Origin of the sequence: Paraburkholderia sp. 22098 (assembly GCF_052045935.1) — a bacterium.
GTDB classification, from domain to species: domain Bacteria; phylum Pseudomonadota; class Gammaproteobacteria; order Burkholderiales; family Burkholderiaceae; genus Paraburkholderia; species Paraburkholderia caledonica.
Genome location: NZ_JBQEPV010000009.1, coordinates 119,987 through 140,648 on the forward strand (window position 1 = coordinate 119,987; position 20,662 = coordinate 140,648).

Sequence of the window (20,662 nt, forward strand, 5' to 3'; positions counted from 1 at the left end):
CGCACGCCTTTCCTGGATGTTACGCCTTTACGGACGTTCCGCACCGCTGGCCCTCCCAAGCACCGCGGCGCCCTGTCCGGCCACCCACGCGGCAATACCGGCGGCCCCGCGAGCGGGTTGCTGCGTATTAGCGCGCCGGCTGCTGCCCCTGCTCTTCCGGCCAGTCGCGGATGTATGCCTTCAGCATGCGATTTTCGAAGCCCTGTTCCTCGACCACCGCCTTCGCGACGTCGTAGAAAGAAATAACGCCCATCAGCGTGCGGCTCTCCATGACCGGCAGGTAGCGCACGTGATGTTCGAGCATCATGCGGCGCACTTCGTTGACGTCCGTTTCAGGCGTGCAGGTGAGCGGATGATCGTCCATGACCTTACGGATTGTGGACGTGCCCACGCTCCCGCCGTTCTCGCTCAGCGTAAGAATAATCTCGCGGAATGTCAGCATGCCGACCAGGTCGCCGTACTCCATGACGACGAGCGAGCCGATGTCGTGCTCGGCCATGGTGTTGACTGCGTCGTGCAGCGTGGCGTCTGGCGTGACCGTGAAAAGGGTGTTGCCTTTGACTTTAAGAATGTCGCTGACTCGCATGATCTGTCTCCCGAAATACCCGCTAGGCATGGTGATGCATCAATGACTTTCGATCCTAGCGGAAAGGCCCATAAAAGGAAAGCGGCCCGCCCATCAAGGCACGGCGGGCTTACGCCGCCCTGCAAAGGCCTTGCGGCGCGCAGACGCATCGGGAAAACCGCGCTTGAAGCAGTTCATGCCGGTGATACGATGGCCGCCACTTTCACCTTTCGCGAGGCTGTCCGTGGCCTCGCCGACCAGCATGTCCGCCAACCGTTTCGATACGCTTGCGCTGCACGCCGGCGCCGCTCCCGACCCCGCCACCGGTGCGCGAGCCACGCCTATCTATCAGACCACGTCGTTCTCGTTTCGCGACTCGGACCACGCAGCCGCGCTCTTCAACATGGAGCGCGCGGGCCACGTCTACTCGCGCATCTCGAATCCTACCGTGGCCGTATTCGAAGAGCGCGTTGCCGCGCTTGAAAACGGCGCGGGCGCAATCGGCACGGCAAGCGGCCAGGCCGCCTTGCACCTCGCGATCGTCACGCTAATGGGCGCGAGCTCGCACATCGTGGCCTCGAGCGCGCTATACGGCGGCTCGCATAATCTGCTGCATTACACGTTGCGCCGCTTCGGCATCGAGACCACCTTCGTCAAACCCGGCGATATCGACGCATGGCGCGCGGCTCTACGTCCCAACACGCGCCTGCTGTTCGGCGAAACGCTCGGCAATCCGGGCCTCGACGTGCTCGACGTCGCAACCGTCGCGCAGATCGCCCATGAGCACCGCGTGCCGCTTCTCGTCGACTCCACGTTCACCACGCCATACCTGCTGAAGCCTTTCGAGCACGGCGCCGACTTCGTCTATCACTCGGCCACCAAGTTCCTGGGCGGGCACGGCACGACCATCGGCGGCGTGCTCGTAGACGGCGGCACGTTCGACTTCGACGCTTCCGGGCGCTTCCCGGAATTCACCGAGCCTTACGAAGGTTTTCACGGCATGATATTCAGCGAGGAAAGCACCGCCGCTCCCTTCCTGCTGCGCGCTCGCCGCGAAGGCTTGCGCGACTTCGGCGCGTGCCTGCATCCGCAAGCCGCGTGGCAGCTTCTGCAAGGCATCGAAACGCTGCCCTTGCGGATGGAGCGGCACGTGGCCAACACACGCCGCGTGGTCGAGTTCCTGGCCGGTCATGCGGCGGTCGAAGCCGTCGCGTATCCGGAGTTGCCGACGCATCCCGACCACGCGCTCGCAAAGCGGCTGCTGCCGCGGGGCGCGGGCGCCGTATTCAGCTTCAATCTGCGCGGCGACCGCGCCGCAGGCCGCAGCTTTATCGAAGCACTTTCGCTGTTCTCGCACCTCGCGAACGTGGGCGACGCGCGCTCGCTGGTGATCCATCCTGCGTCCACGACTCACTTTCGCATGGACGCCGCCGCGCTGGCCGCAGCCGGCATCGCTGAAGGCACGATCCGGTTGTCGATCGGCCTCGAAGACCCCGACGACCTCATCGACGATCTGAAACGCGGCCTGAAAGCGGCGCAGAAAGCGTCTGGCTCCGCGGCGCCGCGAAGCGGGCAATCTGGTTCCACCGAACCCGGTGGCTCGGGTTCCGCGGCTACACGTCCCGGCAAGGAGTCCGCATGATCGTCGACGTTCAAGGCAAAGCCGCTTACGCCTACACGGGCGGCAAACCGTTCGACGCCAGTCTGCCGACCGCCGTCTTCATCCACGGCGCGGAGCACGACCATAGCGTATGGGCGCTGCAGACGCGCTACTTCGCGCATCACGGCTTCGGCGTGCTCGCCGTGGATCTGCCTGGGCACTGCCGTAGCGCCGGCCCGGCGCTACGCACGGTCACCGCGATGGCTGACTGGCTCGCTGCATTGCTGGACGCCGCCAGCGTGCAGCGCGCATTCGTAGCCGGCCACAGCATGGGCTCGCTCGTCGCGCTCGACTTCGCGGGCCGCTACCCCGAACGAACCACTCACCTCGCTCTGCTCGCCACCGCTTTGCCAATGGCGGTATCCGACACCTTGCTGGAGGCCGCCCTGCACCGCGAGCCCGAAGCGATCGACATGGTCAACCAGTGGTCGCACTCGACGCTCGCCGCGAAGCCTTCGTGCCCCGGACCCGGCTTCTGGCTGCACGGCATGAACCAGCGGTTGATGGAGCGCGTTTCAGCAAAGGGTGAAGCGAATCTCTTTCATACCGACTTCACCGCGTGCAATACGTACGCCGACGGCCTCGCGCGAGCCGCGCAGATTCGCTGCGCCACACGCCTCGTCGTTGGCCGGCGCGATGCGATGACGCCGCCGCGAGCCGCCAAGGCATTGGCCGATGCGCTTCTGCAAGCAGGCGCACCGGTGGATACGGTGACGCTCGACGCCGGTCACGCACTGATGACCGAACAGCCAGACGCGACGCTCGACGCGTTGTTCAGCTTCGCTCGTACGCCGCCACGCGACGCGGGCTAGCCGCTGCGCAATTTCGTGCCGGTCGCTCCCGCTTTGCAAGCCGTGACGAGTTCTCAAGATAGCGGCTGCGGGACGCCGGCGCCATCGTCCGAATGGCCAGGTTGCGCGAGTCGCACGATAGCCGCACAATGGTTCGAGCGTGTCCTCGTCAAGGCGCCGCGGGCATGCAGGCGCGCTCAGCAAAAGAGCGTTCGCAGCGGCGGGCGTGCAATCGCAGCGCGTAGCAATCCGGAGGCGTTATGGCTCATACCGCGCACACCGACCACTTCGCGAACTTCGCGGAGTTCTACCCGTACTATCTGAGCGAGCATCGCAACCAGGTCTCGCGGCGGCTGCATTTCGTGGGATCGCTCGGGGTCATCGGCTGTCTCGCCATGGCGCTTGCCACCGGCGACTGGCTATGGCTGCCGGCCGCCGTGATCTGCGGATACGGTTTTGCCTGGGTCGGACATTTTTTCTTCGAGAAGAACCGGCCGGCAACCTTCCGTCATCCGCTTTATAGCCTGATGGGCGACTGGGTGATGTTCAAGGACATCTGCGTAGGCAAGATCTCGTTGTAGACCCGGCGCAAGATCGCTCCGCCGCCTCGCGCGACGCCTACGCCGCCTGATGCGGCATCGAGGACGCGCCGCGCTCGTTCTCTTCGGCTTCCGATTCGCGTGCCGCGGCACGCGCCGCGAGCAGCGTCGCGAGCGTCACTTTGAGCTTGTCGTTGTCGAGCGCGGCGAGCAGCGTGGCGCCGTCCACGCGAGTAGAAGCAAGCTGAAGCTGATACTCCAGCTCTGCACGATCGATCACAAAGAGGTCGTAGACCTGCTGAACGGTGATCTGCGCCGGATTCGCCAGCAAGAGGAAGTGCGGGCGCGAGCCGTCTTCCTCCAGTTGCGCGATCCATCCGATCTGTTCGAGCCGTTGCAGCAGATTGATGGTGGTGTCCATATCGCGGCGGAGCATTCGTGAAAGCTCGGGCACCGTGTAGCCGCGCTTGCCGGCGTCGCGCGCTTCGCAAAGCCGTGCAAGCAATTCGAGAGAATCAAAGAGATTGCTGCCCTCGAAAGTCGGGCGATGAAACTGGCCGATCCGGATTGCAGGCAACGCCGACGCGATCATTGCACCCGCCAGCGTGATGAACCAGCACAGGTACATCCACAGCAGGAAAAGCGGCACTGCCGCGAACGCGCCGTAGACCGCGGTGTAAGTGGGAATGCGGCGCACGTAATAGCCAAAGCCGCGCTTGGCGAGCTCGAAGGCGATTGCCGCGGTCACGCCGCCGATCACCGCATCGCGCCATTCCACGCGGCAATTCGGCAAATACACGTAGAGAATCGTGAACGCGAGCGCCGTCAACGGCAATGCCGCACCCGTGAGCGCCCACTCGATAACCGGCGTGATGCGCTGGGCGGCGCTGAAGGTCATTGACTGCGTGAACAGATACGACGAGATAGAGAGGCTCACGCCAATCAGAATCGGACCGAGCGTGATGATCGCCCAGTACACGAGGATGCGCTGCGCGATAGGCCGCGCCTTGCGCACGCGCCAGATCACATTGAACGCGGATTCGATCGTCATCATGGTCATGACGGCCGTGAGAAACAGCAGCACCATGCCGATGGTGGTCAAGCCTTTCGCCTTCGCGGCGAACTGGTTCAGATACCTGAAAATCTGGCTGTTCAGCTGCGCGGGCATCAGGTGATCCGCGAGGAAGAACTGCAGCGACTCCTGGAACGAACTGAAGAGCGGAAACGCGGTGAAGAGCGCAAACGCGACGGTGGCGAGCGGCACCAGCGCGAGCATGGTCGTGAAGGTGAGACTGCCGGCCACCTGCGGAATACGGTCCTCGCTGCTGCGCTTCGCGGCGAACTGCGCGAGCCGCTTGAGCGTGTCGAGATCGAAACGCACCCTGGACAACAAACCTGCCTCCTTGCTTCGTCGAACCGTGTTTCAGGACCGCATTACAGAACTGTGCGGAGTTCCTGGCGCGAGCCTGGCCGAATGGCCACCAATGGCTGTGAATCGCTGGGAACGGCCTGTAGAGCGGACCCAAGCCCTATAATACCCGTTCACCGATGAGGCCTATGAAAGACATTCTCGTGCTCTATTACAGCCGTCACGGCGCCACGCGCGAACTCGCGCTGGCGATCGCGTACGGCGTCGACAGCGTCCCCGGCATGCAGGCGCGCGTTCGGACGGTGCCGGCAGTTTCGACCGTCTGCGAAGCGACCCAACCCGACATTCCCGCTGAAGGACCACCGTACGTCGAACTGCGCGATTTGGAGGAATGTGCGGGTCTCGCGCTCGGCTCGCCGACACGCTTCGGCAATATGGCCGCTTCGCTCAAGTACTTTCTCGACGGCACGACGCCGCAGTGGCTTTCCGGCGCACTTTCCGGCAAGCCGGCCTGCGTGTTCACGTCAACCGGCAGTCTGCACGGCGGCCAGGAGTCCACGCTGTTATCCATGATGCTGCCGCTGCTCCACCACGGCATGCTGATCGTCGGCATCCCGTACACGGAGAGCGCACTGAGCACGACGCAAACCGGCGGCACGCCATACGGCGCATCGCACTTCGCACGCGCGGGCAGTGCCGCACAGGGCATTTCCGCGGACGAGAAAACTCTCGCCGTTGCGCTCGGCGCACGCGTTGCGCGCACGGCGGCATCCATGAGCGAACGGCCGTGAACGATCCAACGCCGCAAAGACGCGGCGCCGCGTCAGGCGCGACCGCCGCCCTCATTGCACTGATCGCGTTGTCGATCGCATGGGAATGGTGGCTGGCGCCGCTGCGCCCGGGCGGCTCGGCGCTGGTGCTCAAGGCGTTGCCGCTGTTGCTGGCGCTGCCTGGCGTGTGGCGCCAGCGGCTCTACACGCTGCAATGGGCGTCGATGTTGATCCTGCTGTACTTTGCCGAAGGCGTCGTGCGCGGCTGGAGCGACCGTGGCTTGAGTGCGCGGCTCGGCTGGCTGGAAGCCGTGCTAACCCTGGTCTTTTTTGTCTGCACGCTGGCCTATATTGCGCCATTCAAACGGGCGGCAAAGCGCGCCGCGAAACTGCGCCGCGAACATCCTGCAAGCGCGGATACATGAATTTCACGCGCCTCTACGGACATATGAACGTCACGCGCCACATCACGCAGTCCAACCCCGCTGATCGACCGACATGACCCAAACCGCCTTCCTCATTGCCTGCCGCGACGCCATCGGCGCCGCCCATGTGTTGACCGACGCACACGACACGGCGCCCTACCTCACCGACTGGCGCCGCCGCTACACCGGCGCGGCCTGCGCAGTGCTCTGCCCGGCCACACCCGATGAAGTCGCCGCGCTCGTCAAGCTGGCCGTGGAACACGGCATCGCAGTAGTGCCGCAAGGGGGCAACACGGGTCTCGCCGGCGGCGCCACGCCCGATTCGAGCGGTGCGCAGGCGGTCGTCAGCTTGCGGCGTCTGAATCGCGTCCGCGACATCGATCCGCACAACAACACGATTACCGTCGAAGCGGGCGTGATCCTCGCGGAAGTGCAAAAGCGCGCGGAAGAAGCCGGACGTCTCTTCCCGCTGAGCCTCGCCGCCGAGGGCAGTTGCACGATCGGCGGCAATCTTGCGACCAACGCGGGCGGCACCGGCGTTCTACGCTACGGCAACACGCGCGAGCTATGCCTCGGCCTCGAAGTGGTCACACCGCAAGGCGAGTTGTGGGACGGTCTGCGCGGACTGCGCAAGGACAATACCGGCTACGATTTGCGCGATCTGTTCATCGGCGCGGAGGGCACGCTCGGCATCATCACCGCAGCCGTGCTGAAGCTGCATCCACAGCCGGCTGCGCGCGTAACGGCACTCGCGGCGCTTGCGTCGCCGCATGCCGCACTCGACTTTCTGTCGCTCACACAAAGCGTCGCCGGGCCGCTTCTGACCGGTTTCGAACTCATGTCGGATTTCTGCCTGCGGCTCGTTGGCCGGCACTTTGAGCAGATGCGCTATCCGTTCGCGGAACCGCACGCGCAAATCGTGCTGCTGGAACTGTCGGACAGCGAAAGCGAGGAGCACGCGCGCGCACTGTTCGAGCGTCTGATGGAACAGGCGCTCGAAGACGGCATGGTGCAAGACGCGGTGGTCGCCGAGAGTCTCGCGCAATCGCGCGCGTTCTGGAATTTGCGCGAACATATTCCGCTCGCGCAGGCCGAGGAAGGTCTGAACATCAAGCACGACATTGCCGTGCCGATTTCGCGCATCGGTCACTTCATAGAAGAAACCGACGCGGCGATCGAGCAGGCAGCGCCGGGGGCGCGCATGGTGACATTCGGCCATCTCGGCGACGGCAACCTGCACTACAACGTGCAGGCGCCGGAGGGTGTCGACGCGAAGGCGTTCCTCGAGCAGTACCAGAGCCCGATCAATCGCGTGGTGTATGACAGCGTGCATCGGCATCGCGGCAGCATCAGCGCGGAACACGGGCTCGGTCAGCTGAAGATCGACGAGGCGATGCACTACAAGCCGGACGTCGAGGTCCAATTGATGCAAGCTGTCAAACGCGCGCTCGATCCGCTGAACCTGATGAACCCGGGCAAGGTGCTACGCTCGAACTAAAGCTGAAACTTCACGCCGAAGCCTGGCCCGCGCATGTCGACGCGGGTCACTCGCAGGAGCCCTATCCGTGAAAATTCGCGTGCTGTCCGACCTGCATCTGGAGAACGACGAGCCTGAACTGATTCCGCACGCGCAGGCGGATCTCGTCGTGCTGGCCGGAGACATCCACAATCATGCGGCTGGGCCGCGCTGGGCCGCACAGGCTTTCGACGGCGCGGTGCCCGTGGTCTACGTGCCCGGCAATCACGAGTACTACGACGGCGAGTTCGGAGCGTTGGAAAGCGCACTTCACGATGCCGCCGCGCAGGTTGACAACGTGCACGTGCTGAACAATGCCGCGCTCGTCGATCCGCAGGGCCGCTGGCGCGTGCTGGGCACGACGTTGTGGACAGATTTCGCGCTGTTCGGCGCTGACAGCGCAGCGCTTGAAGAATCGATAGAGGCGTCGCGGCGCGCCATGCTCGACTTCCGCGGACTGATCCAGATGAACTGGCCGCAAGATTCGCAGAAATATGCCGAGGACTCATCGCGCGATTTCACGCCCGGCGACTCGCTCGCGCTGCACCGCCATGCGCGTGCATGGCTCGAACACGAACTCGCAAAACCATTTGCCGGCCAGACGATCGTGGTCACGCATCATGCGCCGCATCGGTTGAGTCTTGCCGAGCGCTACGCGCAAGACCGCGTGTCCGCCGGATTCGTCAACCACTTGCCGGAACTCGTCCGCACGCCGGTCGCACTATGGATTCACGGGCACACGCACACGCCGTTCGACTACACGGTCAACGGCACACGCGTGGTGTGCAATCCGCGGGGCTATTTCGACCGGCGCAGCGGGCAGTGGGAAAATCCGCAATTTGCGTGGGACAAGGTCGTCGAGATATAGCCCGGCGGCAGAGCCAGCGGTTCACCTCGCGCGGCCATGGCCGCATGCCCGAACGCACGCTGAAACGATTACCGCCCGCCTCGCTGCTTGCCCGTCTCCGGACGCTCGACCTTGATGGGTACAAGTTGCGGCTGCTGTTCGCGCAGGCGGCGCAGCAGGTCGCGAGATGCGGCAATGCCGATTAGTCCAAACATGACGGCCACGCCGATCATCAGGTGCGTATCCATGAAACCCTCGTCCTTCAGTGATTGCGATTGCCGAATCGTGGTGGCGAAATGAACGTGCCGGCTCGAGCAGCAGCGTCATCGACACGGTATCAAATCGATTTCCGCCCAGAAGTAAGGAAATGTTGCGACGCGGCGCTCATGTAACAGGGCGTTATCCGAGTGCCGCGGGCGCAGCGAGCGCCGCTGTCGTGAAACGCGGTTAAAGCGCGCTGCCGGCGCCGACGTCACGTCCGCGCAAACTGCCGCAACTCCTCCTGATCGGCCGCAAGCGTCGCCGGAAGCTCCTCACGCAGATGCTCGATCCATGTTCGGATTTTGGCGTCCAGATATTGGCGCGACGGATACAGCGCATAGAGATTCATTTCCTGCGATGTGTACTCCGGCAGCAGCCACACCAGCGAGCCGTTCCGCAAACCGCTGATTGCGGAGTAGATGGGAATCAGCCCAACGCCCATGCCGCTCGCCACGGCGACGGCCATTGCCTCCGCCACGTTCACCTGGAACGTGGCCGGGCCGAGCGTAACGGTTTCTTCGCCGTTCGGGCCGTCGAAGGCCCACTTGTCGGGCGGAAACACCGGCGTGACCATCTGCAGGCACGTGTGGCGCGCCAGGTCGCCGGGAGTTTGCGGCACCCCGTGCTTCTCCAGATAAGCCGGCGACGCACAAGCAATGCTGAACGCGCTGCCGAGCCGCTGAGACACCAGTCCCGAATCAGGCAAGCCGGTGGCGAGCGTCAGCGACACGTCGAAGCCTTCGTCGAGCAGATCCGGCATGCGCTGCGCGAGCGTCAGCTCGATATTCACTTCCGGATACCGCTCCTGATAGCGGCCCACGGCCGGCACGACGTAGTGCTGGCCGAAGCTCGTCATTGCGTGGACTTTCAGCTTGCCGGACGGACGCGCGTGCGCGTCGCTCGCCTCGGCTTCAGCCTGATCGACATACGCAAGAATCTGCTCGCAGCGCTGCAGATAACGCTCGCCGGCCTCGGTCAGCGCAATGCGGCGCGTGGTGCGGTTCAACAGGCGCGTGCGCAGATGCGCTTCCAGATCGGACACCGCGCGCGACGCATATGCAGTCGTCGTATTCAGGTGCTGCGCGGCACCCGTGAAGCTGCCCGCTTCGACGACGCGGACAAATACGCGCATGTTTTGAAGCGTATCCATACCTTTCCTTGAGAATCCGCAGCGATTGTTACACGGTTTGCAAGAGCGATTATCTCAACGTCCGTAAGAATGCCTTGCATTTTTACCGGTTTTTCCGCAATCGATCCAAAAATATAATTGGCAACTTGCTTCTATAGCGACTTTTGGAGGAAATCGTGCAGTCTCCGGTACCAACAAGGATCACCGCAGCCGCGGTTCTTACGATCCTATTAACAATCGCCGGCTGCGCAAATACCGGAGGCATCGCCCCCCAGGCGAGCGCTACAGACGCGGCGTCGCTCGACGCCGGCAACGCCATTCGCGCGGCGAACGCCGACGCGCAATGGCCTGCCGCCGACTGGTGGCGCGCGTACAACGACCCCCAACTCGACGCATGGATCGAGGCCGCACAGGAGAACAACCCGAGCCTCGCCGCCGCTCAGGCGCGCGTGCGCCAGGCCATGTCGATGGCGGGCGTCGCGCGCTCGGCACTGTCGCCGCAAGTGAACGGCCATCTGTCGATCCAGCGTCAGAAGTGGGCCGACAACCTCTACTACGGTCCCGGGCCGCTCGCGGGCGAGCAGTCGTGGAACAACACCGGCACGCTCGCGCTGTCCTATCACCTCGATCTGTGGGGCAAGGACAAGAACGCCGCCGAGCGCGCTCTCGACGCCGCGCATGCCAGCGCCGCCGATGCCCGCGCCGCCCAACTCGAACTCCAGGCCAACGTGGTGCGCACTTACATCGAGATGTCGCTGAATTACGCGCTCCTCGACATCGCTCGCGCCACCTTGCAACAACAGCAGCAAATCGCCGACCTGGCCCGCCGGCGCATGAAAGGCGGCATCGGCACGCAGCTCGAAGTAAGCCAGGCCGAAACGCCGCTGCCGGAATACGAACGCCAGATCGACTCGATCGAAGAAAACATCGCGTTGAGCCGCAATCAACTCGCCGCGCTGGCCGGCAAGGGTCCCGGCGCGGGCGACTCGATCCAGCGGCCGGTGCTGTCGCTCAGCGCGCCTGCCGGCTTGCCGAGCGCCCTGCCCGCGGAATTGATCGGGCATCGGCCGGACGTGGTTGCCGCGCGCTGGACAGTCGCGGCACAGGCGCGCGGCATCGATGTTGCGAAAGCCGAGTTCTATCCGGATATCGACCTGCTCGCGTCGATCGGCGGTTATGCGGCAATGGGGCCGTTGTTCCAGTTCCTGAAAAATCCTTCGCATAGCTGGAGCGCCGGGCCGGCGCTGTCGCTGCCGATTTTCGACGGCGGCCGGCTGCGCTCGCAGCTTGGCGCAGCGTCGGCCGGTTACGACGAGGCGGTGGAACGCTACAACCAGTCGATCGTCGGCGCGCTGAAGGACATCTCGGATCAGGTCATCCGCATGCGTTCGCTCGCGACCCAGGCGCAAGACGCCGACCGTTCGGTCGCCGCCGCGCGCAAAAACTACGACCTCTCGCGCGAGGGTTATCGACGCGGTTTGACCGACTATCTCAACGTGCTGATCGCGCAGAATCAGTTGCTTCGGGCTCAGGAAGGCGTGGCCAGGATTCAGGCCGAGCGGCTCGGCGTGCATGCGTCGCTGGTCACGGCTCTGGGCGGCGGGCTCGACGATCCGGCCAACGGTCCGCAAGCGGACCAGACTCTGCCGGAGCACGGTAAGGGCAAGGGCAAAGCTGCCGTACAACCGTCGAACGCGACTGCCGCGAAAGCAGCGGTTGCACCGGCCGCGATAGGCACGGCAGGCGAGCGCAACGCAGACCCTGCGGCGAACATGACGCCGAAGCGCGCGGCGGCGGCCAGCCATGCGGACACCGGCAACGCCGCGCCGGCTGCCGAATAAGGAAGCCCGCCATGTCAGCCTCCTCTTCATGTGCTCCGCGCGCTTCGTCGTTCGCCGTGTGGTACTCGGCCGCCGCCGAATGGGCGCGCACCGACGGCCTCACGTGGATCTATCTGTTCAAGGCGCTCGCCGCGTGCTTCCTCGCGCTCGGTATCGCAATGAAGCTCGACCTGCCCCAACCGCGCACCGCGATGACGACCGTCTTCATCGTGATGCAGCCTCAAAGCGGCATGGTGTTCGCGAAAAGCTTCTACCGGATTTGCGGCACGCTCGTTGGCCTCGTCGTGACGCTTGCGTTGCTCGGACTGTTTGCGCAACAGCCAGAGATGTTCATCGTCGCGACGGCGATCTGGGTCGGCATCTGCACAGCGGGCGCCGCGCGTAACCGCAACTTCAGGTCCTACGGATTTGTGCTTGCCGGATACACGGCCGCGCTGATCGGCATCCCCGCTTCGCAACATCCCGACGGCGCATTTCTGAGCGCGCTCACGCGCGTCGCCGAAGTCGTATTGGGCATCGTCTGCGCGGGCGCCGTAAGCGGCCTCGTTTTCCCGCAGTTCACCGGCTTGCAGATGCGCGGCACGGTGCGAGCGCGGTTCTCCGCGTTCGTCGAATACGTGTCGACGTCGCTCGCCGGCCGCAATGACCGCGCGCAGATCGAAGCGACCAATGCGCGCTTCGTCGCGGACATCGTCGGGTTCGAGGCGGCGCGCAGTGTCGCCGTGTTCGAAGGACCGGATTCGCGGATGCGCGGCGGCCGTCTCGCGCGGCTGAACAGCGAGTTCATGACCGCATCGACGCGCTTTCACGCGCTGCATCAGTTGATGAACCGACTGCGCGACGCCGGCACGCACGGCGCGGCCATCGCCATCGACGCGCTCGAGCCGTATTTCAAGGAAATCGCACCGTTGCTCGCGAAGTCCGGCGAACCCGTGTTGAGCGCGGCCGACGCCGCCCACGCCGCCGCGCAACTCGACGCGTACAAGGCCGAGTTGCCGCGCCGCGTGCGCGCGACGCGCGCCGCGCTCGAAGCGCATCCCAATGCGCCGCTGCTCGACTTCGACACGGGCGCGGAACTGCTGTACCGCTTTATCGACGATCTGCATGCATATGCCGCCACTTACGCGTCGCTTGCCGTGGACACGCACGAGCGCGAGCGCTGGGTCGAGCGTTACCAGCCCAAGACGAACGCGATCGCCGCGGGCGTCGCGGGCCTGCGCGCGGCTCTCGTGATGATAGTGCTCGGCGCGTTCTGGATCGCCACCGCGTGGCCGAGCGGCTTGACGTTGACGCTGAATGCAGCGACCGTTTGCGCGCTGGCGTCGTCGTCCCCGAATCCGAAACGCACCGTGTTCCAGATGGCAGGGGGCACGCTCGTCGCCTCGGTGATGGGCATGCTTGCGGTGTACGGCGTGTTTCCGCGCATCGACGGATTTCCGCTGCTGTGCGCGGCGCTCGCGCCGTTCCTGCTGTTCGGCGTTTTCATGACCACGCGGCCCGCGCTAGCCGGCTACGGCGTCGGCTACTGCATCTTCTTCTGCTTTCTTGCCGGTCCGGACAACGTGATGCACTACGACCCGAGCGCCTTTATCAACGATGCGATCGCGCTCGTGCTGTCGATGCTGGTGTCGTCGGTCGCGTTCGCCGTGCTGCTGCCGCCGTCCACGCCGTGGCTGCGCAACCGGCTGCTCGTGGATCTGCGGCGCCAGGTCGCGGTGGCGAGCCGTGCACGCCTCGGTCGCGTGCGCTCGCGCTTCGAGAGCGGCGCGCGCGATCTGATGTTCCAGATCAACGCGCTCGCACAGGACGACGCGTCGGCGAAGCGCGACACGTTACGCTGGCTCTTCTCGGTGCTCGAAGTGGGCAACGCGGTCATCGATCTGCGACGCGAAGTGGCGATGCTGCCCGCCGACCCGCGCTATGCGAAGACGATGCCGTGGCGGGTCTCGCTGCACGCAGTGTGCGATGCGCTGAGCGTTCTGTTCGAGCGGCCGCGTACGGAGCGTTTCGAGCGCGCACTCGCCGCCACCGCAAACTCGATCGGCGCCGTCCAGTTGCTGCTCGCCGAGTTCACGCCGCCGCGCGAAGAGCGTCATCAGTTGCAGCGCATTCTGAGTCAGTTGCATTTCATTCGTACCGCGTTGCTCGATCAGCAATCGCCGCTCGAACCGTTGATGAGCGCACGAGCCGACGTGTCAGAAGGAGTTCCGCATGCCGCGTGACATTGCCGTTTTCGACGCCTACGTGCCGACGATCGTTCTGCTGTTCATTGCGGGCGCCGTGCTCACCTGGGTGCTGGATCGCGTCATCGCCTACACGGGCGTGTATCGCGTCGTGTGGCACCCGTCCCTATTCCGGGCCAGCCTGCTCGTGTGTGTTTGCGGCGTGCTGGGCCTCGCCGTTTACCGTTGATCAGAGTCGAAACATGACCATTCGAAATCTTGTTGGCTTCGTCGCGACAGCCATAATTTTTATCGTCGCGATCCTGCTCGGACGCGTGCTGTGGGTTCACTACATGGACGAACCGTGGACGCGCGACGGACGCGTGCGCGCCGAGATCGTCAACGTCGCGCCGGACGTTTCAGGCGCGGTCGTCGATCTGCCGGTGAAGGACAATCAAATGGTGAGAAAGGGCGATCTGCTCATGCAGATCGATCCGTCGCACTACGAGATCGCCGTCGAACAGGCACAGGCCGCCGTGGCCGCGCGCAAGGCCGAATTGCAGATGAGGCGCGACGACGCAAAGCGCCGCGCGGATATGGATTCGCTCGTGGTGTCGAAAGAAAACCAGGAAAACGCGACGCATACGGCGTCGGCCGCCGAGGCTGCCTATCAGCAGGCGCTCGCCGCGCTAGATGCCGCGAAGCTCAATCTGGCGCGCACGCGGGTTGTGTCGCCGGTCGACGGCTACGTGACGAATCTGAATGTGTTTCGCGGCGACTATGCGACAGCCGGCGCGGCGAAGCTCGCCATTGTCGACAGTCACTCGTTCTGGGTCTATGGCTACTTCGAGGAAACCAAGCTGCCGCACGTGCATATCGGCGACAAGGCCGAAGTCCGGCTGATGAGCGGCGGCACGCTCGAAGGCCATGTGGAGAGCATCTCGCGCGGCATCTACGATCGAGACAATCCGCAAAGCCGCGAATTGCTCGCCGATGTGAACCCGACATTCAACTGGGTCAGGCTCGCGCAGCGCGTGCCGGTGCGCGTGAGGATCGATTCGGTGCCTGACGGTGTGGTGCTCGCGGCGGGCATTACCTGCACGGTGGTGGTGAAGCAAAGCTGAGCGGCGCAGTGCGCCCGGTTGGTGCCGGGCACGCCGCCACATCAATACGCCTAACCCGTCCTAAGCCTCACAACCTGAACTTGCCCACCATCTGCTTCAGGCCGTGAGCCTGATCGTCGAGAGATCGTGCTGCGGCAGTCGCCTGTTCGACGAGCGCCGCGTTTTGCTGCGTGCCCGAATCCATCTGCGCGACGGCAAGATTGATCTCCTCGATACCTGCGCTCTGCTCGGAAGAAGCCGCCGAAATCTCGCCCATGATGTCCGTCACGCGCTTCACCGCCTTAACGACTTCGTCCATGGTTTGCCCCGCGTCCTGAGCGAGCGTCGAACCGTTGCTCACGCGCTCGACGGACGTGCTGATCAGCCCTTTGATCTCCTTCGCCGCAGCGGCGCTCCTCTGCGCGAGGTTGCGCACTTCGGCTGCGACTACTGAAAACCCGCGGCCTTCCTCGCCGGCGCGCGCTGCCTCGACTGCCGCATTCAGCGCCAGAATATTCGTCTGAAACGCGATCCCCTCGATCACGCCGATGATGTCGCCGATGCTGCGCGCGCTGTCGTTGATCTCGTTCATCGTCGCGACGACGCGGCTCACCACTTCGCCACCCTTCTCCGCGATCTCCGACGCGTTATTCGCGAGCGTGCTCGCCTGCTTCGCGTTGTCGGCGTTTTGCCGGACCGTCGACGTCAGCTGCTCCATGCTGGTCGCGGTGCGCTCCAGCGCCATCGCCTGCTGCTCGGTGCGCTGCGACAAGTCGAGGTTGCCCATCGAAATTTCGCCCGAAGCGGTCGCAATCGCGTCCGCGCTCGATGCAATGTCGGACACAGTCGTCGCAAGACCGCTTTGCATGTCGGAGAGCGCGTACAGCACGCTCGACTTGTCCTTGCGTCCCAGCGTGATGTGGTTCGACAGATCGCCCGCCGCGATCCGGCTCGCGATCTCCTTCGCGTATGCCGGCTCGCCGCCGAGCTGGCGCGCGAGACGCCGCACGACCCATTCGCTGATGCCGGCGGCCAGCACGATCAGCCCAATCGTCATGACGGCGAGCATGACGAACGACGACTGGTAAATGAAACGCGAGGCGTCGATCGTCGCCTTCGCGGCCGTGCCGCGCTCCGTGACCATTTCGTCGACGAGTTTTTCGAGCTTGCCGGTTTCGACCAGCAGCGACACGTCTTGCGTGCCGACCTGCCAGTTCATCTGCGACAGGTCGAGCGGCTGCGCCTTCACGAGCGTCACGAAGTCGCGCAGATGCGCGCTCCACACCGTCACAGCGGCGGAAAACTTCTTCTGATGCTCGACGGCCTTCGCGTCGGATTTGTCGACGTACTGTTGCAGCGTGCCCAGTTCGGTGGAAAGGCCGTTCAAGCCCTTGTCGATGTCGGTGCCCAGTTCGTCGCGTTCTTTAGCAGTCGTTGCCGTCAACAGCATTTTTTGCGCGCGGCTCGCGCGCAACATGTGACCGCGTGCTTCTTCCGCAGCGCGGCTCGCAACGTGGCCTTGATCGTAGATGGATTGGGCCGACGCATTCAGGCGGCTGATCTGGGTAAGGGAAAATACGCCGATCGCCAGCGTGCCGATCAGCAGCACGGCGAACGCCAGACGCAACATCGTCTTGACCGACAGCCCCTTCAAGCTCACCGCCCGCGAGCGGCCGCCGTTTCCACCCTTTCCGCGCGACGGCGACGCCGCCGCTTTTCCATCCGGAACAAAGCCCGCGCCTGTCCGGCTGCCCAACGAAACTGCTTTCATATTCCCCGTCCCCACGTTTAGAACTGCCGCAAAGGTCTGTTCCGGCATTGCTTCTTATCTCTCCGGGTCTACGGCATCGACGTCCGCGATCTTTAGTGCGGTTCGTAAAAAGCCGATCGTGATCGCCCGGTCCTCGACGCGCAGCTTTGTGAGCGCGCGTCCGCGCCCGTTTATACATGGCCAAAAATCCCCATAGCGCTTTTATCGGCAGGCTTGCCAGACGCTTACTGGCGTGCCGGCCGCTCGCGACCGGGCACTGCGACGGTGCGCGAAACGCTCCATCGCAGCGCGCCGGAGGGCATGGACCGCGCAGCCTGATGTCTCATTCGCGACAAAACTTGTCCTTACAGTTCCGTCGAGCCACATTAAACTGCGACAAATAGCTGGCCGCCCCGCGACGCCCCGTCGAAATGCCGAAACGACAAAGCGCGACGGAGTACGCCGATCGCGATCTATTGCCAGCCGGGAATTGCCCCTTTCTCTTCCTTTGTCCAAGCGTATGGAAACCAGCCTCGATAAACGCGCACTTGCCGGCGCGTCAGCCGTAACCGGCACCACCGCCACTCCCAACTCGACGGGCTCGTCCGCGCAGCCGGCCGCGACCGTGCAGCGCACGGTTTATTCGGTGCTCGGCGCAATCAGTTTTTCGCATCTGCTCAACGACATGATCCAGTCGTTGATTCTCGCCATCTACCCGATGCTGAAGGACAACTTCTCGCTGTCGTTCGGCCAGATCGGTCTGATCACGCTGACCTATCAGATCACCGCGTCGCTGCTGCAGCCGCTCGTCGGCATCTATACCGACAAGCATCCGAAGCCGTACTCGCTGCCCGTCGGCATGGGCTTCACGCTGGCCGGCCTGCTGCTCATGTCGATGGCGCCCAATTTCGGCGTATTGCTGGTGGCGGCGGCGCTCGTCGGCTGCGGCTCGTCGGTGTTTCATCCCGAGTCGTCGCGGGTCGCGCGCATGGCGTCGGGCGGCCGTCACGGACTTGCGCAATCGCTCTTCCAGGTGGGCGGCAATGCGGGTTCGTCGCTCGGACCGCTGCTTGCCGCGCTGATCGTGATTCCGCACGGCCAGCGCAGCATCGCGTGGTTTTCGGTGGCGGCGCTCGTCGCGATCGTCGTGCTGACGCAGATCGGACGCTGGTACAAGCAGCATCCGTCGGTCAAGAAGGCGCGCAGCCAGACCGGTCATGCGACGCTGTCGCGCAACCAGGTCATGTTCGCGATGGGCGTGCTGATCCTGCTGGTGTTCTCGAAGTACTTCTACCTCGCGAGCATCAACAGCTATTTCACGTTCTATCTGATCGACCGCTTCCATTTGCCGGTGCAGGCCGCGCAGATTCATCTGTTCGTGTTCCTCGCCGCGGTCGCCGCGGGCACGGTGATCGGCGGTCCGATCGGCGACCGGATCGGCCGCAAATACGTGATCTGGGTGTCGATTCTCGGCGTCGCGCCTTTCACGCTGCTGCTGCCCTACGCGAATCTTTTCTGGACCGGCGTGCTGACGGTGATCATCGGCGTCGTGCTGGCGTCGGCGTTCTCCGCGATTCTCGTGTACGCGCAGGAGCTCATACCCGGCAAGGTCGGCATGGTCGCCGGGCTCTTCTTCGGCTTCGCGTTCGGCATGGGCGGTATCGGCGCGGCGGTGCTGGGTGAACTGGCCGATGCCACCAGCATTGGGTACGTATACAAAGTCTGCTCGTTCCTGCCGTTGATCGGCGTGCTGACGGTGTTTCTGCCGGACGTGGAAGGCAAGCGCGCGAAGGCGTAAAAGCCTGCTGTCGACGGATAAAAAAAGGCGCTGCGGCGCCTTTTTCTTTTGCGCGCGCCGCTCATGGTGAACCCCCGTTGTCCGGCGAGCCGCGCGTACTCTATGCTTGTGCCACACGCCTCGCTCCGGCGCCGCCCAACATGGCCGCAGCGCACGGCCTTTCCACCTGTTCGTCACCCAGCATCCGAAGGATCGCCGCAGATGACCCGCTACCGCGACTTCCACCGCCGTTCGATCGAGAACCCCGAGGCATTCTGGCGCGACGAGGCGCGGCGCATTCATTGGGAAACGCCGTTCGACACCGTGCTCGACCGCTCGAATCCGCCGTTCGCGCGGTGGTTCGTCGGCGGGCGCACGAACCTCTGTCATAACGCGGTAGACCGGCACCTTGTCGACCGCGCGCAGCAAAATGCACTGGTATATGTGTCGACGGAAACCGGCATCGAGCGGCGCTACACGTACGCCGAGCTATATGCCGAAATCAACCGGATGGCCGCAGTGATGCGCTCGCTTGGCGTGAAGCGCGGCGACGTCGTGCTGCTCTATCTGCCGATGATCCCCGAAGCGCTCTTCGCCATGCTCGCCTGCGCGCGGCTCGGCGCGATCCACTCGGTCGTATTCGGCGGGTTCGCGGCGCCGAACCTGGCCGCGCGCATCGACGACGCCAAGCCGGTGCTGATCGTAACCGCCGACGCCGGCGCGCGCGGCGGCAAGGTGATCGACTACACGCCGCTCGTGGACGAAGCAATCGCGCGCGCAACGCACAAGACGGCGCGCGTGCTGCTGATCGACCGCCAGCTCGCGCCGGAACGGCTCAACGCAACTTACCTGGTCGATTACGAACCGCTGCGCGAACAGTTCTTCGACGCGCACGTGTCCTGCGAATGGCTCGAGTCGAGCGAGCCTTCGTACGTGCTGTACACGTCGGGTACGACCGGCAAGCCCAAAGGCGTGCAACGCGATGTGGGCGGCTACGCGGTGGCGCTGGCGGCGTCGATGGAATACATCTTCGAAGGAAAGGCAGGCGACACGATGTTCACCGCGTCGGATGTCGGCTGGGTGGTCGGCCATAGCTATATCGTCTACGCGCCGCTGATCGCGGGGCTGACCACGGTGATGTACGAAGGCACGCCGATCCGCCCCGACGGCGGCATCTGGTGGCGCCTCGTCGAACAGCACAAGATCAATCTGATGTTCACCGCGCCGACCGCGCTGCGCGTGCTGAAGAAACAGGACCCGGCGCTGCTTGAAAGCGCCGACCTGTCGAGCCTGCGCACGCTGTTCCTTGCCGGCGAGCCGCTCGACGAACCGACCGCCTCATGGATTACCGGCGCGCTCGGCAAGCCGGTGATCGACAACTACTGGCAAACGGAAACCGGCTGGCCGATGCTCGCGATTCCGCGCGGCGTCGAAGCGCTGCCGACGAAGCTCGGCTCGCCGGGTGTACCGTCGGCCGGATTCAATTTGACCCTGCGCAATGAGCTGACGGGCGAGCCATGCCCGCCCGGCGAAAAAGGCGTGCTGACGCTGAATTACCCGTTGCCGCCGGGCTGCATGTCGACGGTCTGGGGGGACGACAAGCGCTTCGTCAGTACGTACTGGTCGAGCTTTCCGGACCAGCAGGTGTATTCGACCTTCGACTGGGGCATTCAGGACGAAGACGGTTACGTGACTATCCTCGGCCGCACCGACGACGTGATCAACGTCGCGGGGCACCGGCTCGGTACCCGCGAGATCGAGGAAGCGTTGTCGAGTCACGCGGCCGTTGCGGAAGTCGCGGTGGTCGGCGTCGCCGACCCGTTGAAGGGTCAGGCAGCGATGGCTTTCGTCGTGCTGCGCGACGCGCAGGCTTACGCGGATGCCAACGCACGCACGAAGCTGGAGGCGGAACTCACGGCGACGGTCGACCGGCAACTCGGCGCGATTGCGCGGCCGTCGCGCGTGGTGATCGTTTCGATGCTGCCGAAGACGCGCTCAGGCAAGTTGTTGCGCCGGGCTATCGCCGCACTGGCAGAAGGGCGCGAGCCGGGCGAACTGCCGACTATCGAAGACCCGGCCGCGTTGCAGCAGGTGCGCGAGGGGCTGAGCGAGTCAGCGCGCAACGAGTAAGGCCGGGGTTTCTGTCGGCCCGCTTCG

General features: G+C 64.3%; 18 protein-coding genes. 13 read left to right on the top strand and 5 right to left on the bottom strand.

Annotated elements, in window-relative coordinates:
- Positions 1 to 127 precede the first annotated feature (127 nt).
- Positions 128 to 586 (bottom strand): CBS domain-containing protein, encoded by a 459-nt coding sequence (locus ACTJLB_RS20130; protein WP_020069514.1) that lies wholly within the window; start codon positions 584 to 586, stop codon positions 128 to 130.
- 241 nt (positions 587 to 827) lie between these two features.
- Between ACTJLB_RS20130 and ACTJLB_RS20135 the strand changes: the two genes are divergently transcribed.
- The 3 genes from ACTJLB_RS20135 (at position 828) to ACTJLB_RS20145 (ending at position 3,597) form a co-directional block, all read left to right on the top strand.
- Positions 828 to 2,207 carry an O-acetylhomoserine aminocarboxypropyltransferase gene (locus ACTJLB_RS20135; protein WP_440784276.1) on the top strand — a complete coding sequence of 460 codons (1,380 nt, stop codon included), beginning with the start codon at positions 828 to 830 and terminating at the stop codon, positions 2,205 to 2,207.
- Positions 2,204 to 3,037, top strand: a complete 834-nt coding sequence (locus ACTJLB_RS20140) for an alpha/beta fold hydrolase (protein WP_410800309.1) — start codon at positions 2,204 to 2,206, stop codon at positions 3,035 to 3,037. The genes ACTJLB_RS20135 and ACTJLB_RS20140 overlap by 4 nt, the downstream gene beginning before the upstream one ends.
- 239 nt (positions 3,038 to 3,276) lie before the next feature.
- Positions 3,277 to 3,597, top strand: a complete 321-nt coding sequence (locus ACTJLB_RS20145; protein WP_027776586.1) for an Mpo1-like protein — start codon at positions 3,277 to 3,279, stop codon at positions 3,595 to 3,597.
- A 37-nt stretch (positions 3,598 to 3,634) separates the two neighbouring features.
- Here the strand turns inward: ACTJLB_RS20145 and ACTJLB_RS20150 are convergent, their stop codons facing one another.
- The gene (locus ACTJLB_RS20150) at positions 3,635 to 4,948 is read right to left on the bottom strand and encodes a YihY family inner membrane protein (protein ID WP_408174838.1); all 1,314 of its coding nucleotides are present in this window, start codon (positions 4,946 to 4,948) and stop codon (positions 3,635 to 3,637) included.
- 164 nt (positions 4,949 to 5,112) lie between these two features.
- Here ACTJLB_RS20150 and wrbA point away from each other — a divergent pair, with 164 nt between their 5' ends.
- From wrbA to ACTJLB_RS20170, 4 genes are all read left to right on the top strand, one after another.
- Positions 5,113 to 5,715, top strand: coding sequence for an NAD(P)H:quinone oxidoreductase (gene wrbA, locus ACTJLB_RS20155; RefSeq protein WP_440784277.1), 603 nt, complete (start codon positions 5,113 to 5,115; stop codon positions 5,713 to 5,715).
- Complete coding sequence (locus tag ACTJLB_RS20160) at positions 5,712 to 6,119, top strand: DUF2069 domain-containing protein (protein ID WP_088173555.1); 408 nt, start codon at positions 5,712 to 5,714, stop codon at positions 6,117 to 6,119. The genes wrbA and ACTJLB_RS20160 overlap by 4 nt, the downstream gene beginning before the upstream one ends.
- Before the next feature lie 73 nt (positions 6,120 to 6,192).
- The gene (locus tag ACTJLB_RS20165; RefSeq protein WP_440784278.1) at positions 6,193 to 7,617 is read left to right on the top strand and encodes an FAD-binding oxidoreductase; all 1,425 of its coding nucleotides are present in this window, start codon (positions 6,193 to 6,195) and stop codon (positions 7,615 to 7,617) included.
- 67 nt (positions 7,618 to 7,684) lie between these two features.
- Positions 7,685 to 8,503, top strand: coding sequence for a metallophosphoesterase (locus ACTJLB_RS20170; protein WP_020069505.1), 819 nt, complete (start codon positions 7,685 to 7,687; stop codon positions 8,501 to 8,503).
- 68 nt (positions 8,504 to 8,571) lie between these two features.
- Here ACTJLB_RS20170 and ACTJLB_RS20175 read toward each other — a convergent pair whose 3' ends face one another.
- A complete protein-coding gene (locus tag ACTJLB_RS20175) occupies positions 8,572 to 8,730 on the bottom strand; it encodes a hypothetical protein (protein WP_165572665.1) in 159 nt (52 codons plus the stop codon).
- Positions 8,731 to 8,954: 224 nt separating this feature from the next.
- Complete coding sequence (locus tag ACTJLB_RS20180; RefSeq protein WP_131319328.1) at positions 8,955 to 9,893, bottom strand: LysR family transcriptional regulator; 939 nt, start codon at positions 9,891 to 9,893, stop codon at positions 8,955 to 8,957.
- Between the two features lie 155 nt (positions 9,894 to 10,048).
- Here ACTJLB_RS20180 and ACTJLB_RS20185 point away from each other — a divergent pair, with 155 nt between their 5' ends.
- The 4 genes from ACTJLB_RS20185 to ACTJLB_RS20200 are packed head-to-tail and all read left to right on the top strand — an operon-like array spanning position 10,049 to position 14,999.
- The gene (locus ACTJLB_RS20185) at positions 10,049 to 11,713 is read left to right on the top strand and encodes an efflux transporter outer membrane subunit (protein ID WP_440784279.1); all 1,665 of its coding nucleotides are present in this window, start codon (positions 10,049 to 10,051) and stop codon (positions 11,711 to 11,713) included.
- A gap of 11 nt (positions 11,714 to 11,724) precedes the next feature.
- The gene (locus ACTJLB_RS20190; RefSeq protein ID WP_440784280.1) at positions 11,725 to 13,935 is read left to right on the top strand and encodes an FUSC family protein; all 2,211 of its coding nucleotides are present in this window, start codon (positions 11,725 to 11,727) and stop codon (positions 13,933 to 13,935) included.
- Complete coding sequence (locus ACTJLB_RS20195; RefSeq protein ID WP_020069500.1) at positions 13,925 to 14,125, top strand: DUF1656 domain-containing protein; 201 nt, start codon at positions 13,925 to 13,927, stop codon at positions 14,123 to 14,125. The genes ACTJLB_RS20190 and ACTJLB_RS20195 overlap by 11 nt, the downstream gene beginning before the upstream one ends.
- Before the next feature lie 13 nt (positions 14,126 to 14,138).
- Complete coding sequence (locus ACTJLB_RS20200; RefSeq protein ID WP_131319332.1) at positions 14,139 to 14,999, top strand: efflux RND transporter periplasmic adaptor subunit; 861 nt, start codon at positions 14,139 to 14,141, stop codon at positions 14,997 to 14,999.
- A 67-nt stretch (positions 15,000 to 15,066) separates the two neighbouring features.
- Here ACTJLB_RS20200 and ACTJLB_RS20205 read toward each other — a convergent pair whose 3' ends face one another.
- On the bottom strand, positions 15,067 to 16,749 hold the full coding sequence (locus ACTJLB_RS20205; RefSeq protein ID WP_310352221.1) for a methyl-accepting chemotaxis protein: 1,683 nt from the start codon (positions 16,747 to 16,749) through the stop codon (positions 15,067 to 15,069).
- 499 nt (positions 16,750 to 17,248) lie between these two features.
- Between ACTJLB_RS20205 and ACTJLB_RS20210 the strand changes: the two genes are divergently transcribed.
- Both ACTJLB_RS20210 and ACTJLB_RS20215 read left to right on the top strand, forming a co-directional pair.
- A complete protein-coding gene (locus tag ACTJLB_RS20210) occupies positions 17,249 to 18,526 on the top strand; it encodes an MFS transporter (RefSeq protein WP_310352222.1) in 1,278 nt (425 codons plus the stop codon).
- Positions 18,527 to 18,727: 201 nt separating this feature from the next.
- Positions 18,728 to 20,635, top strand: coding sequence for a propionate--CoA ligase (locus ACTJLB_RS20215; RefSeq protein ID WP_310068356.1), 1,908 nt, complete (start codon positions 18,728 to 18,730; stop codon positions 20,633 to 20,635).
- The last annotated feature ends 27 nt before the right edge of the window (positions 20,636 to 20,662 follow it).